At 41.4% G+C, this 16,733-nt stretch carries 13 protein-coding genes, 1 pseudogene and 2 riboswitches; of the genes and pseudogenes, 9 read left to right on the top strand and 5 right to left on the bottom strand.

The features are described 5' to 3' along the window. Positions 1 to 190: 190 nt before the first annotated feature. Positions 191 to 658, bottom strand: coding sequence for an NUDIX hydrolase (locus AC1F2U_RS17015; protein ID WP_480262168.1), 468 nt, complete (start codon positions 656 to 658; stop codon positions 191 to 193). Positions 659 to 1,053: 395 nt separating this feature from the next. Here AC1F2U_RS17015 and AC1F2U_RS17010 point away from each other — a divergent pair, with 395 nt between their 5' ends. Next, positions 1,054 to 2,364 carry an aminopeptidase P N-terminal domain-containing protein gene (locus tag AC1F2U_RS17010; RefSeq protein WP_480262167.1) on the top strand — a complete coding sequence of 437 codons (1,311 nt, stop codon included), beginning with the start codon at positions 1,054 to 1,056 and terminating at the stop codon, positions 2,362 to 2,364. 158 nt (positions 2,365 to 2,522) lie between these two features. Here AC1F2U_RS17010 and AC1F2U_RS17005 read toward each other — a convergent pair whose 3' ends face one another. After that, a complete protein-coding gene (locus tag AC1F2U_RS17005; RefSeq protein ID WP_480262166.1) occupies positions 2,523 to 3,713 on the bottom strand; it encodes a sensor histidine kinase in 1,191 nt (396 codons plus the stop codon). A gap of 419 nt (positions 3,714 to 4,132) precedes the next feature. Next, positions 4,133 to 4,356, top strand: a riboswitch (cyclic di-AMP (ydaO/yuaA leader). 98 nt (positions 4,357 to 4,454) lie between these two features. Between AC1F2U_RS17005 and ntrB the strand changes: the two are divergent. From ntrB to AC1F2U_RS16985, 4 genes and pseudogenes are all read left to right on the top strand, one after another. Further along, positions 4,455 to 5,306 (top strand): annotated as a pseudogene (ntrB, locus tag AC1F2U_RS17000) (nitrate ABC transporter permease). A gap of 87 nt (positions 5,307 to 5,393) precedes the next feature. Further along, on the top strand, positions 5,394 to 6,836 hold the full coding sequence (locus tag AC1F2U_RS16995) for an ABC transporter substrate-binding protein (protein WP_480262165.1): 1,443 nt from the start codon (positions 5,394 to 5,396) through the stop codon (positions 6,834 to 6,836). Positions 6,837 to 6,886: 50 nt separating this feature from the next. Beyond that, complete coding sequence (locus tag AC1F2U_RS16990) at positions 6,887 to 7,723, top strand: ABC transporter ATP-binding protein (protein WP_480262224.1); 837 nt, start codon at positions 6,887 to 6,889, stop codon at positions 7,721 to 7,723. Between the two features lie 16 nt (positions 7,724 to 7,739). Then, positions 7,740 to 7,969, top strand: a riboswitch (cyclic di-AMP (ydaO/yuaA leader). A gap of 192 nt (positions 7,970 to 8,161) precedes the next feature. Continuing rightward, complete coding sequence (locus AC1F2U_RS16985; RefSeq protein WP_480262223.1) at positions 8,162 to 8,782, top strand: universal stress protein; 621 nt, start codon at positions 8,162 to 8,164, stop codon at positions 8,780 to 8,782. Positions 8,783 to 9,087: 305 nt separating this feature from the next. Here the strand turns inward: AC1F2U_RS16985 and AC1F2U_RS16980 are convergent, their stop codons facing one another. Continuing rightward, a complete protein-coding gene (locus AC1F2U_RS16980; RefSeq protein ID WP_094350427.1) occupies positions 9,088 to 9,300 on the bottom strand; it encodes a high light inducible protein in 213 nt (70 codons plus the stop codon). A gap of 41 nt (positions 9,301 to 9,341) precedes the next feature. Then, complete coding sequence (locus AC1F2U_RS16975; RefSeq protein WP_480262164.1) at positions 9,342 to 9,545, bottom strand: high light inducible protein; 204 nt, start codon at positions 9,543 to 9,545, stop codon at positions 9,342 to 9,344. A 720-nt stretch (positions 9,546 to 10,265) separates the two neighbouring features. On the opposite strand from AC1F2U_RS16975, the gene AC1F2U_RS16970 reads away from it, so the two are divergent. The 4 genes from AC1F2U_RS16970 to AC1F2U_RS16955 all read left to right on the top strand — a co-directional run bounded on the left by AC1F2U_RS16970 (position 10,266) and on the right by AC1F2U_RS16955 (position 15,745). Continuing rightward, entirely contained in the window at positions 10,266 to 13,379 is a 3,114-nt protein-coding gene (locus AC1F2U_RS16970; RefSeq protein WP_480262163.1) for an MFS transporter, read from the top strand. A 515-nt stretch (positions 13,380 to 13,894) separates the two neighbouring features. Continuing rightward, positions 13,895 to 14,167 (top strand): hypothetical protein, encoded by a 273-nt coding sequence (locus AC1F2U_RS16965; RefSeq protein ID WP_480262161.1) that lies wholly within the window; start codon positions 13,895 to 13,897, stop codon positions 14,165 to 14,167. Positions 14,168 to 14,447: 280 nt separating this feature from the next. After that, the gene (locus AC1F2U_RS16960) at positions 14,448 to 14,690 is read left to right on the top strand and encodes a hypothetical protein (protein ID WP_322692594.1); all 243 of its coding nucleotides are present in this window, start codon (positions 14,448 to 14,450) and stop codon (positions 14,688 to 14,690) included. A 113-nt stretch (positions 14,691 to 14,803) separates the two neighbouring features. Beyond that, positions 14,804 to 15,745, top strand: a complete 942-nt coding sequence (locus AC1F2U_RS16955) for an extracellular catalytic domain type 1 short-chain-length polyhydroxyalkanoate depolymerase (protein ID WP_480262159.1) — start codon at positions 14,804 to 14,806, stop codon at positions 15,743 to 15,745. Between the two features lie 12 nt (positions 15,746 to 15,757). Here the strand turns inward: AC1F2U_RS16955 and AC1F2U_RS16950 are convergent, their stop codons facing one another. Continuing rightward, positions 15,758 to 16,588 (bottom strand): dienelactone hydrolase family protein, encoded by an 831-nt coding sequence (locus AC1F2U_RS16950; protein ID WP_480262222.1) that lies wholly within the window; start codon positions 16,586 to 16,588, stop codon positions 15,758 to 15,760. Between the last annotated feature and the right edge of the window lie 145 nt (positions 16,589 to 16,733).

Genomic DNA, 16,733 nt, shown 5'->3' with positions numbered 1-16,733 from the left:
TGATTATTTACAGATAAAAATGATTAGTTTATCTGTTTTATTTAACATTTGAAGGTTGTATCAAAAATCTCCCTACGAAGCAGAAACTTATTTGATGTTTAATTAGACAGACTTAATTAAGATAGAAGCGATCGCTACATTATTCCTAATGTATTTTGTATAATATTACCTTTATTTTCTTGGTACTTTCTTAAGTAATAGCTGAATCCTGACTATTTTTTATTTTACGAACAAGCTTAGAGAAAAAATAACCTTGACCCCCGGCTAGTCCTAAATTTGAGCTATTTAATTTAACCCAATAAAAATCGAAGGCTATAGGGTTTTTGCTCGTACTTGGATGTATTTCCCAATGCCGCCAAGTAGATGGTGTAGACTGAGTTAATTCGAGATGATAAACATAACGTTTTTGAATTTCATTTCGATAGGGAGTCATCTTGTATTGAGAAATACCCAATAACTCAATAATGCGAACTCTCTTAACACCAGATTCTTCATCAATTTCCCGCAGTACAGCTTCAGATGGCTCCTCACTTTCTTCAACTGTACCAGCAGGTACTTGCATGCCAGCTTCAGGAAAATCAGTATGTGTAAACACCATTAATTCATCTTTGTTGGTTACGTAAGCGATCGCTTTTTTTATTAGGGGTTGAGTAGACATATTTTTTACTGTATGTTGTTAAATTTCTGAAATCTCAAAATTTGTATAAAATAAACGTTTAAAACTTATTTAACTTCATGAATATCCTAAATAATTTGATAACAACAAGATTTCGGAATTATTTCAAAAGTAGGAAATCTGAGTATTTCGAGATAATTGATTCTTCTCCAATAATTTACAGCAGATTTCAGGTTGGTTAGATACACAAGCTAAGTCTATTAGCCAGGTATAAAGCGTGTTTTACTCTTGAATTGTGTATTCTGCTGTATAACTTGAGTGGAAACAAATATTGGTTAGAATAACTTAGATTAGCAGCTATTAAGAGGCATCATCTGTGCATTTGTTAGTTGTTAAAAGTGTCAAATAATACAATACTTTTTAAAAGTACATCAACTATGCAAGCAGAATATCGGCAGCGTCGCGAGCAATTAATGGCAAAAATTGGTGATGGGACAGCCATTTTTCGCAGTGCGCCAATGGCAGTGATGCACAACGATGTAGAGTATGTTTATCGCCAAGAAAGTGATTTTTTTTACTTGACTGGTTTTAATGAGCCACAAGCAGTAGCAGTGTTAGCGCCGCATCATTCAGAACATCGGTTTGTGCTGTTTGTCCAACCAAAGGATCGCGAAAAGGAAGTATGGACTGGTTATCTTTGTGGGGTAGATGCAGCAAAAGAAATTTATGGTGCTGATGAAGCGTACCCCATTAGCGAGTTAGATGAAAAGTTGCCGCAGTATTTAGAAAAAGCCAGCCGGATTTACTATCATTTAGGACGCGATCGCACTTTTAACGATCAAATCTTGAAACATTACCAAAGCTTATTGCGGACTTATCCGAAGCGCGGTACAGGGCCGATCGCTATTGAAGATACTGGCCCTGTCCTCAACAGCATGAGATTGATCAAAAGCGAAGCTGAGTTGGAATTGATGCGTCAAGCAGCTGCGATCGCAACTGAAGCACACAATTATGCCCAAGAAATCGCCGCACCAGGACGTTATGAGTACGAAATCCAAGCGGAGATGGAACGCATCTTTCGAGTCCGGGGTGGAATGGGGCCTGCTTATCCTTCGATTGTGGCATCTGGTGTAAATGCTTGCGTACTCCATTACATTGAAAATAATCGTCAAATGCAGGATGGAGAATTACTGCTAATTGATGCCGGTTGTGCCTATGGTTATTACAACTCGGATATTACCCGGACATTTCCTGTTGGAGGTAAGTTTACGCCAGAACAAAAGACATTGTACGAGATTGTTTTGGAGGCGCAAAAACAAGCGATCGCTCAAATCCAACCAGGTAATCCTTTCAAGTTAGTTCACGATACAGCAGTGCGCGTTCTTACAGAAGGTTTAGTCGAACTTGGCATTCTCAAAGGCGAAATTGATAAGTTAATTGAAGAAGAGAAATACAAGCCATATTATATGCACCGCACCAGTCATTGGTTAGGTTTGGATGTCCATGATGTCGGTGTTTACCAGCATGGTGAAGACAAACCACAGATTTTACAACCAGGTCAAATTTTGACAGTGGAACCGGGATTATATATTGTGCCAGATACCAAACTAGCAGAAGACCAGCCACAGACCGATCCTCGATGGGTTGGCATTGGTATTCGGATTGAGGATGATGTGTTAGTTACACCTGGGGGACATGAGGTGTTAACTGCGGGGGTTCCAAAAGAAATAGATGAAATAGAAAAATAAAAAATGGGGATGATGCCAACCATCTGTAAGATACGATTGTAAATCGCGGTTAATACGGACAAAACCCACAGAGGTGGATTTTAAATCCTTGATTTACTACTAGTCCACGTAGGTGGACTTTGCTTTGTGTAGCCGCGACTTCCAGTCGCCCAATACTTTTAAAACTCCACTTCTAAAGGAAAAATTGCGGTGAAAGTAGAACCAACGCCTACCTGCGAGGCTAGGTTAATTTGACCTTGCAATAGTTTTACCAACCGCGAAACGATCGCTAATCCCAATCCTGTACTATCAGGAAGATATGGGCGATCGCTAGAACTGACGCGAAAGTAGGGTTCAAATATCTGGGCTTGGTTTTCGAGTGCAATGCCAACTCCAGTGTCAGAAACTGCGATCGCCCATCTCTGATTCTCCAATACCTGACACATGATAATAATAGTCCCCAACTCTGTATAACGAATCGCATTACTAATAAGATTTGTAACTATTTGTTGCAACTGAAAAGAATCTGTGACCAATTTTTCAGGAATGCGATCGCAATCGACTACGATTTGTAAATTTTTTCCCGCAGCTAAAGGTTCCAACATTTGACAGATATTATCGATTAATTCCCGCACATCGGTAGGCGCTAATTGGATTTTTATCTGTCCTGCCTCATAGCGGGAAAGTTCTAGTACATCATTGATTAAATGGAGTAACTGTCTACCATTGCGTAGTACCCGCTCAATATGTTCTAAATTAGAATAGTTGTCTTTTATATCAGCCTTTCGTCGTTGTTGGCGTAAAAATAGATCCGAATAACCAATAATAGAAGTTAGAGGATGTTTTAATTCGTGGGCTAGTTGGGAAAGATACTCTTGATTGGCGCTAATTAGCCGCGTGAGTTCCTCATTATGGAGCGTTAGTGATGCTTGCAACTGCTGTAATTCCCGCAAGCGTTCCTCAACATAGCTCTTGAAACATCGAGCGATCGCTTCGTCTAGGATAGCGTCAATCAAACGCATAGAACGAATTATCTCTACAGGTGTTCCTTCCAATAAATCTGCTTGTAGAGCATCAAATATTATTGTTCGCAGCAGATGATATTCTCTGGCGATTTCTGCTGGATCAAAGCCTTGTTCGGCTCGAATAGCTCCATGCTGAAAACTGGCAGTAACTATTGACTGAATATCATTATCCTGAGATTTTGAAAGCACTGTCACCATAGCTTTCAAAACATCAGGGACGTGATCCTTTACCGCTGTATAAGATAAGTCATCAGCACTTTCAATCCGTCTATCCTTACGAACCGCTAAAATCCATTTATCGACGATGGTATCCGTTTTCTCAGCCAATACTTGACTAAAATCCATTATGTTAAATTCAGCTAGGAGATAGATGAGTAAACTTCCATATCCAATTAGTTTAGCGAGTGCAGTGGGTTTTTACCAAATTTAACAATTAAGTTCACCTACCAAAAGGAATAGATTATACATGTTATTTTGTTTGCTAATTAAGTAGCTATATATAAATAAAATTTTATCGGTATATTTCGTTTTCTATTAAAAAATATTAATTAAGTACGTAATACTTTTAATACTGAGTTTGACTGTATTATTTAGCTGTCTGTGCAAGGAGTTCACTCACAACACAACCAAATGGCAAGTCTCATTTATTACTGTCAAGTAGTTATTAGCATTTAGTTTAAGTATTAAAATAAACAACACTTTTCATAAGATAGATGGCTTTTACTGAGCATCGATGTTATATTGTGCATAATTTAGTATCCATTAGAGTAAGTCAGCCTAATTCAGCGTGTCACAGTGCATAACGCTGGAGCGGAGGAACCAAATTGTGGGGCGTATCTAATAAAAAGTGAAGAGTTGAGAGTGAGGAGTTAGAAGTTACTAAATATTTAACTCATAACTTATAACTTATAACTCATAACTTTCTTTAGAAGGGCATCTCTCAGCCCTAGCCCGTCAGCTAACTTCGTAGGCATTGAGAGGAGACTGAAGAGACGGCATTATTTATAATGTTCCGATCTCATCGGTGTCCAAGGCTGGTACTGCTCGGATTTTTTGTACCTGCACTTAAATCTGTTGAGGTCGTAAATGATATTTCAACTAAATTTGGCTGCGATCGCGGCGATCGCAGGACAAGCTGTTTGGAAAAAAACAAAACCTGTAATTGTCAAGGATGTTTTCTTTCTACCTATATTGGGTTTCTTGGGAATAATTGTGTTGTGGTGGATTGTTGCACTTGCCAACCATGAATTGATGCCCACCCCACCAGAAGCGTTAATTGCTAATCTAGACTACATCTTAAATCCCTTCTATCAGCGAGGCCCAGGCAACTTAGGAATTGGTTGGTTGTTGATAGCAAGTCTGCGCCGGGTATTAATAGGCTTTTTGTTAGGTGCGGTAGTAGCGATTCCTCTGGGGTTTCTAATTGGCATGTCCAGACCGGCAATGCTAGCGCTTAATCCGATCGTGCAAATTTTTAAACCTGTATCGCCCCTAGCTTGGCTACCCATCGCCTTAGCAATTTTCAACTTGGCAGATCCTTGAGCCATTTTTGTCATCTTTATTACCTCCTTATGGCCGACAATTATTAATACCGCTTTAGGAGTTTCTAGCGTTCCCAAAGATTATTTAGATGTGGCACGAGTGTTGGAAATGCCCCGTTGGAGACGGATTACAAAAATCATTTGGCCTGCAAGTTTGCCGTATATTTTTACAGGTTTGCGAATTAGTTTAGGCATAGCTTGGCTGGTAATCGTCGCCGTGGAAATGCTCACAGGTGGTATTGGCATCGGCTTCTTTGTCTGGGATGAATGGAGTCGTTTAAACCTGAGTTCAGTCTTTTTAGCTGTGTTGATAATTGGCTTAACTGGGTTAATCCTAGATTACGCTGTGGGCAAAATCGAAGAATTAGTAACCCATCGCCCTAAAACTTTCAACTAACAAAATTCGGCTGCTATCAAAATAGCAAGATGTAACAAGACTCTGCGCCTGGAGCGTGAGCAATTAATCACCAATGGAGCTACAAGAATGGGTGATATTAACTGGACTCGACGAGATATTATCAAGGGAATAGGAGCAACAACAGCGGGAATGGCGCTGTCCTCCTGTGGCATTTCAGGAGATAGGTCAGCCAAAGGACTAACTGAAGAAGCTTTAGCTGTGCAACCAGTAGTTAAAAGCAGCGACTTAGAAAAAGCCGATCTTACTGTTGGTTACGTTCCTGTTAATGATTGTGCGCCATTTGCGATCGCCTGGAAAAAAGGTTTCTTCCGCAAGTATGGCTTGAACGTTACACTCAACCGCGAAGCCAGTTGGGCCACCTCCCGCGACGGTGTAATTTTTGGTCGCCTGGATGCTTCACCTGTGGTATCTGGTGCAGTTACTAACGCCAGAATTGGTGCTGAAGGCGCACGCCACGCCCCCTTGTGTGCAGCCATGACCATTCACCGCCACGGTAACGCCATGACAATGAACAAAGCCATGTGGGATTTTGGGCTGCGTCCGTGGTACGAGTATCAAGAAAAATATGGCGATGGCGCGCTACAAGCCTTTGGGCGCGATTTCCGAGGCTACTTTGACAACCAACCGCCAGAAAACAGAGTTTGGGCAGTAGTATTAAGTTCCTCCATTTACGAATACTTTATCCGTTACTTATCCGCCGCCGCAGGTGTCGATCCGCTTAAAGAGTTTCGCGTCATCATCGTTCCGCCCCCCCAAATGGTGACAAATGTGCGGATTGGTGCAATGCAAGCTTACATGGTTGCAGAACCCTGGAACACAAGGGCAATAACAGGTAACGAAAACATCGGCTTTACCTTTGCACAAGGTAAAGAAGTCTGGTTGGGACACCCAGATCGGCTTTTGGGCGTAATGGAATCTTTCATCGACCAATATCCCAAAACCTATCGTTCCCTAGTCAAGGCGATGATTGAAGCCTGTCAGTATTGCAGCAAACCAGAAAACCGCCAAGAAGTAGCCAAACTGATAACAGACCGTTCCTTTACAGGTGCTAGACCTAAAAAGAAAGATGCCCCAATCGCGAAATTTACAGGCCCGGCAATTCTCGGCAACTACAACTATGGCGGCTTTGACGGCAAAGACCGCACCATCAAAGCCGATGACACCACGATTTTCTTCGATATTCCTGACAACCTTCCCAAACAGCCAGGAGAACACTCCACATTCTTATGGAGATCCAGAAGTATCTGGATGATGACACAAGCAGCACGGTGGGGACAAATTAAGGAATTCCCCAAAAATGCCGAAAAATTAGCAGAACTTGGCTGGAGAACAGATTTATATCGGGAGATAGCATCTGAAATGGGCATTCAGTGCCCCAAGGATGATTACAAGGTCGAACCACCAGAGGTATTTATAGATAAGAAAGGCTTCGACCCCAGCGATCCGGTGGGTTATCTGAATAGTTTTGCCATCAGGGCTAACGCTCCCACTCGTTTTTTCATGTCTTAAATTCTAAGTTCAAATATTGATTGACTAAATTATTTCCGGAGCCTTTGATGATGGAATATACCTCATTACCTATTAGTACCCAGACCGAAGTTATACCCCGCCCTGGATTTTTAGAAATTGAAAATTTAGTCAAGTCTTATCCGACACCTGATAAAGATAATTTTGTCGTTTTAGATGGAGTTAATTTAACGATTGGTGAAGATGAATATATTTCTGTAATTGGTCACTCAGGTTGTGGAAAATCAACTCTACTAAAGATAGTAGCTGGTTTAGAAAAAGCCACTTCCGGCTCAGTCAGGCTAGATGGGAAAGAAATTCGTCAGCCGGGAGCCGAAAGGATGATGGTATTTCAGAACTATTCACTGTTACCTTGGTTAACAGTGCGAGAAAATATCCGTTTAGCCGTAGATGAAGTGTTAAAAAATGCTAATCGCTCTGAAAAAATCAGCATTGTAAATCAACACTTGGCAATGGTAAACTTGACGGCGGCGGCTGACAAATATCCTGATGAAATTTCTGGAGGTATGAAACAAAGAGTAGGTATTGCCAGAGCCTTAGCAATTCGTCCCAAAATGTTGTTGATGGATGAACCTTTTGGGGCACTAGATGCACTAACTCGTGGCAAATTGCAGCGGCAGGTATTGGATATTTGGGAAAATAATCGTCAAGCAGTGATGATGATTACCCACGATGTAGACGAAGCAATTTATATGTCCGATCGCATCGTTTTGATGACCAATGGCCCAGCTGCTAATATCGGGGAGATTTTAGAAGTTCCTTTTGAGCATCCACGCGATCGCGCCGCCATGCGAAACTCAAAAGAGTATTTTGAACTCCGCAACCACGCCTTAAATTTCCTCGATCGATATTTTGCCCAAGACGAGTAAATTAGATTATCATTTTTTTAGTGGGTAGCCTAATTCAAATTCATGAAAGCTGGATTTGGAACGGAGGAACCAATGTTTGGGGCTAATCTTGCAGAGAGCGGTAATTTAAGAGTCAAAAGTTTTAACTCAGCACTCAGGACTCACCACGGGCTAAACGCCCCGCTTGCGCTAACAGCACTCCTAAGAGAGAGACACCTTCCAGTCTTAGCCCGTCAGCTAACTCCGTAGGCAATGGAAGGAACCCCCAAGACTTTGGCTGTAATACAGTTATTATTGGGGTTTCCTTGACTGATTTAAGATTTGAAATTTTGGTTATCGTCACTCAATCTAAAATCCTTCGACTGAGCGTAGCCTAAGTCCAAAATCTAAAATTGGTCGCCCTGCTTCTCATTGCTAATTCATTTCATTAGGAGAAGTAAAGCTGTGCAAATCAAGCCAATGTTAGCACGTCTGCAAAGTGCCACAGGTCGAGATGACTTAATTGAACAAATGGTACTGTTGCCAGAACCGAACAAACCTTTTTCTAAAAAACCTCAAAAGGCGAAAGCAGTTAATCTAATTGTTGCTTATGACGCATCTCCCAACAGTCACACGGCATTAGATATTGCATTTTGGATTGCCCATCAAACGCGTTTGGCCACCAATACAGAAGTTACAGTTCAAGCCGTTTATGTAGTAGAAGATAATCAAAGCAATCATTATCCAAATATTTTGAGTTTTCCCCAACAACAGTCTTCATTAGAATGTGAAGTCAGTGAAGGATCGAAGTCTGTCACACAGGTATTAACTCAACCTAAATTACAGACAGCGATCGCTCCTCTACAACAAGCTGATATAATTCTCTGGCAAGCCCGGAGTCTGGCTGAAGAATGGCAGGGTTCTTTCAAATCTCATTTACGGTTTGGCTCCATTTCCACAGAACTTAACAAAGTTGTTGAATCAGAAAGTGCCGATATTCTATTTTTAGGTTGCAACTCTGTCGATCATCCAATGATTGAAGCTCTAGGTTCTAATTTTCCCTGTGCCGTTTTAGGCATTCCCAGTTGTATTGATGAATAATCGCTGTTTAAAATTTCAATAATTTTTACCATAGATAAGTCACCTAATACTAGGTGACTTTTTTCGTTACTATGCAATTAGTTAAATTTTGGAAGGTAGATGTAGAAAACTTTCACTATTATATTTTAATGTAGCGGTTGGAAAATCATTAAAATTTTAATCCGGCGTTTTGCAAGTATCGATAGCGCGGATGGGGTATTTCTGCACCTCACAAAGTTGAAATATTCTGTAAGTTCGTAGCAAGCACTAAAGTCTTTACTACGAACTATTTTTAACCTGTTATAATACTTGTGGCAGACTGACTACTAGTAGCCAATTAGGTGCAATACATCACGCAGGACGCTATAACCAGCTAAATCCCAAAGCAAATAAGCAAGGAAACCAATAGCCGCCAAGCGACCATTCCAAATTTCGGCTTGAGGAGTCCAACCAAACAAAAATGCATTGCGGTCTATACCATTGTATGCGGGTGCAACAACTGGTAAATCGGTAGAAGGACGAGTTTCTTGAGTTGCCATTTTTTTCTCCAAAATCTAATAGCTTTTTAGGTGTTTAGTTTCTAGTAGCCAATCAGATGTAAAACGTCACGCAAGACGCTATAACCAGCTAAATCCCAAAGCAAATAGGCAACAAAGCCAATCGCTGCCAAGCGACCATTCCAAATTTCCGTTTGAGGAGTCCAGCCAAACAAGAATGCATTACGATCTATGCCGTTGTATTCTGCTGCAACAGGTGGTAAATCAGTAGAGGGACGAGTTTTCATTGTTTTTTCCTTCCTAATCAAGTTGGTTTTTATTCTTTAAATGCTCTCGTAACCAATCAAATGCAAAACTCTATAGCCAACAAAATCCCAAACTAAATAGGCAAGAAAGCCAATCATTGCAAAACGACCGTTTAAAATTTCGGCTTGAGGAGTCTAATCAAACAGAAAATCATTGCGATCGCAACTCTTATATTCTGTTGACATTATTGACAAATCTCTAGAAAAAGGAGTTGCCATTTCCTGCCCTCAAAAATTCGTTTGTTAACTTTAATGTAGCTATTAATAATTAGAATGCTTTCTGTCTATAGGCACAAAAGACAAGCACTTCTTATGGCCGATGCTCAAACGTATTATTATAAATAAATCCACCTAGAGAGGGTGATACAAATAGATATTTAAATAAATCTAAACTATTTGGAAGCAAAGTATTATTAAAATAGAATTACTAACTATAAATTAAATAATTACAATTAAAATTAGCAGTACATAAATAATATTGGTTGCCAATTTAATTATGTTTTTTACCAAGAGATAGCAAAAGTTATATCTTCCGTTGTATGAGGGTTTCAGCCTTTGGAGAGATGCTTTAAAGAGGTAAATTCCACGATTGTGATCTAAAGAGTTAGGTATTGCCATAGGTACAAACATAATAAATACTAAGAGTTGCTTCTCAAGAAATTCTTAATTCCCCAAATTTAAACCTTAGAAGAAGGAAATACAATGTTCCAAAGTACGGAAATCATGGTGGGACTGTACAAACCACTATTGTGGTTAGCACAGGTTCCAGTAGAACCCTCAAACGTCACGCCAGAACAGGCATCAGTTCTCGTTTCTGGGCCGCGCTTTTTTGTGGCTTTAATTTCCGGCGTGATTCTTGCCTTTGCTTTCCAATTAGTTTTAACTAATCTCTCCCTTGCAGCCGGTATTTCCTACCTGGGGCACTCATCTGATTCGGATTCAGATAATGGGGAAGTCGGAAGTTTGGGCGGCAGCATTCGCAAAATAGGCACAGCAGTAGGGATTTGGACATTAATCACTGTGACTGTCGCCTTATTAATCGCTTCTTATCTAGCAGTAAAATTGAGCCTTGTAATCTCAGATCGGGGATTGGGAGCGACTCTCGGTTTGGTGATTTGGGGTGCTTACTTTTTGCTCCTAGTTTGGGTAAGTTCTACCACCGTAGGTTCCTTAATTGGCTCAGTTGTCAATACAGCAACATCTGGCTTTCAGGCGATTATGGGAACTGCTACCGCCGCACTAGGCGCGAAAGCTGTAAATAACCAAGTGGTAGCCACAGCTGAAGCCGCCGCCGCCGCTGTTCGTAGAGAACTAGGAAGCGCCATCGACCCCGTAAGTATCCGGGAAAACATCGAAGATTACTTAGAAAAGATCCGTCCTCCAGAACTCGATGTGTCAAAGATTCGGAGTGATTTTGAAAATTTACTCAACGATCCGCAATTAAAAGCGATCGCTGGGACTCCAGATATCCGCAATATCGACCGCCAAAAGTTTATCGAGTTAGTCAGCAGCCGCACCGATCTTTCCAAAAAGGATGTTAATCGCATTGCTGATACCTTGTATAAAGTTTGGCAGCAAGTCGTAAGTCAGCAACCACCTACCGAAGACCGTTTGGGTGAGTTGATGGATTATCTGAAATCACTTCCACCAGGACAAAGCAAGACAGATGAACTCAACGCTAAGTTGGAACGGTTATTAGCAGAAAAGGGTGGTTCCAAAGAATCTGACCAAAAGCCAGCTACCGGGCCAATTCAAAGTACACTCCAGCAAGGATTATCTGCCTTAACCGGCATTGTGTTAGGACGTACAGATTTATCTGATTTGGATGTGGAAAAAATCTTGGGTAGTCTCACTAGCGCTAAAGATAAAGTCACCGAACAAGCAGATAAGTTAGGCTTGCCAACACCGTCACAACCCTATAGCCCAATTCGGGCTGATGTCGAAAATTACCTGTACAATACTTATGCTTGGCAACTGAGTCCAGAAAGAATTGCCCAGGAATTTCATGATGTCATCTACGATCCAGCAGCTGACCCTGGAATCGTCCGCAGAGAACTAGAACGGCTATCCCGCAATGATTTCGTCAAAATTCTGCAACAGCGAGGATTGCTTACTCAAGGCCAAATTCAACGCATTGCTAATCAGCTAGAAACTGTCCGCCAAGAAGTGCTAGTAACAGTCAGAGCTATTGAAGAAAGAGATATAGTTCAAGACTTGCAACGCGCAGTAGAAAGTTATCTGCTTGTTACTCCCAAGGCAGATTTGACACCCGAAGGCATTGAGCAGAATTTTAAACCACTGTTGGAAGACTCAGAGGCAGATTATGAAACCCTGACATTGCGGCTGGCGCATCTTGACCGCCAAGAAATTCGGCAGATATTGCTACAACGTAATGATGTCCAGTTATATGAAGTAGATAGCATTGTCGATGAGTTGGAAAAACAACGCGATCGCGTCTTGGTAGAATCTAAAGGACTAGCAGAACAGGCACAATATCAAGCAGAAACCCTGTGGCTAAATGTAGAATCATATCTGCGTAACACAGGAAAATCTGAACTGAATCCTGATGGCATCCGCGCCGACTTCAAAAAGCTACTAGAAGATCCTCAAGCTGGAATTAGCTCAATTCGGGCACGCTTGTCTCGCTTTGACCGCGATACTTTAGTGCAGTTGTTGAGTCAGCGGGAAGATTTGAGTGAAGATCAAGTTAATCAAATCATCAATGCTACTGAAGAGTCGTGGTACAGTATTCGCCACACACCTCAAGCTGTAGTCGATAAAGCTAAAGAGCAATACGACTCTGTGACGACAACGATCGCAGATTATCTCCGGAATACTGGGAAACAAGAACTCAATCCTGAAGGTATTCAGCGAGATTTGACCAGATTGTTTGAAAATCCCAAAGAGGGAGCCGTCGCACTGCGCCGTCGGTTGTCACAGGTAGACCGGGATACACTAGTGAAATTGCTCAGTCAACGCCAAGACTTGAGTGAAGAACAAGTCAATGAAATCATTGATTCCACCCAAACTTCGATTCGTAACTTTGTACGTGCGCCCCGTCGTCTAGCTAGCCGCACACAGCAAAGAGTAGAATCATTCAAAGGTTATCTGGAAGAGTATCTGCGCCAAACTGGCAAAGAAGAACTCAACCCAGAAGGTATCAAACGCGACTTGCAATTATTGTTGCACGATCCGCGAGTCGGCGTAGAAAGTTTTGGCGATCGCCTTTCCCAGTTTGACCGTTCTACGATCATCGCCCTGCTGAAAATTCGGGAAGATATTTCTGATGAAGAAGCAGCACGGATTGCCGATAATATGGTGTCCGTAAGGGATCAATTTGTCGAACAAGTACGCAGCATTCAACGGGGCATTCAAGATGCAATTGACGGGGTTTTCGCCCGCATTCGCAACTATCTCAACTCCCTGGATCGCCCAGAACTTAACTATGATAGTATTAAGCGCGATATTCGCACAGTTTTTGACGATCCCCAAGCGGGTTTCGATGCCCTGCGCGATCGCTTGTCCTCCTTTGACCGTGATACCCTAGTGGCAATTATGAGTTCTCGTGAGGACATCTCCGAAGAAGATGCTAATCGGATCATCGACCAAATTGAACGGGCACGCAACACAGTATTGCAACGTGCAGAACGCATACAGCACGAAGCCCAGCGCCGTCTAGAACAGGTAAAGCATCAAGCACAGCGGCAAGCGGAAGAAACCCGCAAAGCCGCAGCTACAGCAGCGTGGTGGCTGTTTGCCACAGCATTCGTCTCCGCGATTTTCTCTGCATTAGGAGGAGCGATCGCTGTAGCTTAACAAGTTGTCTCCGCTAATTTTTCAGCCTCCCGAATGGGAGGCTTTCCTATTTTAAGTACGCATACTCCTATCCGTAGCATCTGCTAAAGAAAAAAGAAAAGAAAGAAATACGTATTCGCGAATTTTGTGTAAGTATGTCTTTCCATTATGTCTTTCAATATAGTCATATATGAATATTCTTTACTGCTCTAATATCAGCAATTAGATGGGTGAAAAGAGAATTGGTTTAATGTTTCAATTTTATTAAATAACTTGCAATTAAATCTCATATCAAGTCCGGGTAATTAGTTATGATTTCCAAAATCATTGCACCCCACCCCCAGCCCCTCCCCGCAGGCGGGGAACTCGGGGCCCCCTCTGGGGATTAGGGGCAGGGAGACGAAGCGTAGCTTTGGCGCAGTGGGGTTCTTGGGGTTTAGTAAGTAATCAAGCGGACATGATATCAGCTTATTATCAATAAATTACTCTGTAATTTTTGCAAGTTAATAATTTTACCTAAATAGCAATTTCAAACAATGGAAAACACGTTAGTTGATAAAACCTTCCGTGACAGCAATGGCAAAATTGTTTTGGCTGAAATGCCAAACCCACCACTTATTCTTTGGATAGTAGCTAGTTTACTAACCCTAGTTATTACAAGTGGTAAAATCAATACAGTGTTAGACTTTCTGGCAAATGGCTCCTTGTTTACTTGGGCATGGATGGAGCTATTTCAAGGCGTTAATTATTTTCGCAGAGCGCTAGGTCTTGCTGTATTGATTGGGATGATCGCATACAAAATCCAGTAAATATACATAATCAAGTAAAAAATACTACTAAAAAAGGAGTGATTTTAAACTCCTTTTTTTTGTCCAAAGTTTAAAATGTGAATAAAGTCATACTGACATTATGACTTTATTACACTGTGTTTTCTTATTCAGCATTTTAAACTGAGAGCAATACAGCAAATCAATTAACTCGTGCAACAAACAAAACTTACTGTAAAGTTAATGAGTAAGAATATCTGTTCACAAATTATTGATAAATGCTGTATAAAACTCAAGCAAATTAATTGATGGAGATTTGAATATGAAACGTATTTTATTAGGTACATTACTTGCTCTCCCATTTGCAATTTCCTCCTTACCGTCACAAGCATCAGCAGCAGAAATCATTGTTAGACCCAATGTTCATAGAACTGCTATTGTGCGTAAACCTGTTGTCGTCCGATATCAACGGAAGTTAATTCCTGCACATTGGGAAACAGTACGACGCGGTAACAGGTGGGTTAAAGTTAGAGTTCCTGCTCGTTATGTAAATGTCAGAGTTTAATATCTAAATAGAGGCTAACAACTATAGTTGTTAGCCTCTATTAGTTAAAATTTTGTTGCTGAATAAGATTTAGAAGTAAATACAGGTAGCTAACATAAGTCAATTTAATCAACATGAATATATCTCAAAGTTTTCAGTTTTTAAAAAGTTTTTTAATATTTATACTAGGAATTAGTTTAGTAACACCCTGCGATTCCATTCAGGCTGATGACAAAAATATAACTAAAGAAAAAATCTTGATTGGTGATAATTATGGAGAATTATACGATCAAGGAAAGTTACGTACTTACTATTTTTACACTCCAAAATCTTATAATCTAGACCGTCCGATACCATTAGTTTTAGTGTTTCATGGAGATGATGGGAATGGTCGGTCTATCAGTAACGTGACTCGCTTCAATAAATTAGCAGAGCAAAAAGGATTTATTGTTGTTTATCCAGATGGAATTGACCAAAAATGGAGTCTTAGAAGTAACGCTCAAGGAAAGGTAGATGATGTCTTATTTGTCAGTGCTTTGATTAGTCATCTTCAGCAGCAACTTAATATTGATAGTCATAAAGTTTATGCCACCGGTTTTTCTAGAGGTGGCATACTTACCCAAGCACTAGCTTGTGAGTTACCCGATAAAATTGCTGGCTTTGCATCAGTAGCTGGTTCGCTCCCAGTTAGACTCAAACCTAGTTGCCAGCCTCAAACTCCCATATCGATGTTAACGATCAACGGTACAAACGATCGCGATGTACTTTATGAAGGTGATGACCACACTCAACGAGGAGCGCTGGTTTCGATCTCAGACATGGTAGAGTTTTGGCGATCGCACGATCGATGTACCTTATCCAATGTATCTCCAAATTTCTCTGAAGATAAAGTGAAAACCGCTATCTACACAAATTGCAGTGGCAACTCCGAAGTTTGGCAGCTAGCGGTAGTCAACGGCGGACATTTCTGGCCTGGTGGTTCTTCAACTGACGAGAACCTAAACAAATTCAATGCCAAGCTGGGGCTGAACGCCAGTGAAACAATTTGGAACTTTTTTCAGCGTCACAGTTCATGAGTAGCTAATTTTTTAAACACCATTTTCCTTAAACCATGCCAAGAGGCGTTTCCAACCATCCTGAGCTTCTTGCTCGCGGTAGGAGGGGCGATAATCGGCAAAGAATGCGTGGGGTGCATTGGGATAGACGAAAATTTTAGATTTGCTGCTACTGGATTGTAAGCGATCGCGCATCTGCTCTACTGTATCAAGAGAAATACCTGTATCTTTCCCACCATAAAGTCCGAGAATCGGGACTGTGAGTTTTGATGCAATATCGACGGGATACTTGGGCTGAAGTTCGTTAGCATCGCCCACGAGTCGCCCATACCAAGCTACACCTGCCTTCACCTGGGGATTATGTGCAGCATATAACCAGGTAATACGACCGCCCCAACAGAAGCCTGTAATTCCCAATTTTTCGCCATTACCCTTAGCTGACTTCTTTGCCCAGTCTACTGTAGCATCAAGATCGGATAACACCTGGGCATCTGGTACTTTGGCGACAATTGGACGAATTTCGTCTATATTGCTTAACTTCGAGACATCGCCTTGACGCACAAATAATTCGGGTGCGATCGCTAAATATCCCAACCGAGCAAAGCGACGAGTGATATCCTGGATATGCTCATGTACACCAAAGATTTCCTGGATTACCAAAACGATGGGGAAATTATCACCAGTAGCTGGTGCTGCTCTATAGGCAGGAATTTCGCCATCTTTGACAGGAATTTTCACTGCACCAGCTACTAACCCCTTGGCATCAGTAGTGATGACTTCGGCAGAAATGGGTTGTACTGCAAGGGCAAAACCTGTCGCCACTGTCGCTGTTGCAATAAATTTGCGGCGCGTTATTTCTTTCATCATCTCTACGCTGAATTACTAAGTTCCCTTATATTTAGGTTACTGTATGGTCAAATGCGCGCAAGGGTAGGTGTACAAATTTCACACCCGAAAAAAAGTGCTTCTATCTCAACACCAGCAAGCGTTTCACCCCACTAATCGTCCA

The sequence above is a fragment of the Nostoc sp. LEGE 12454 genome, assembly GCF_056620565.1.
This window is presented reverse-complemented; position numbering and strand designations above follow the sequence as displayed.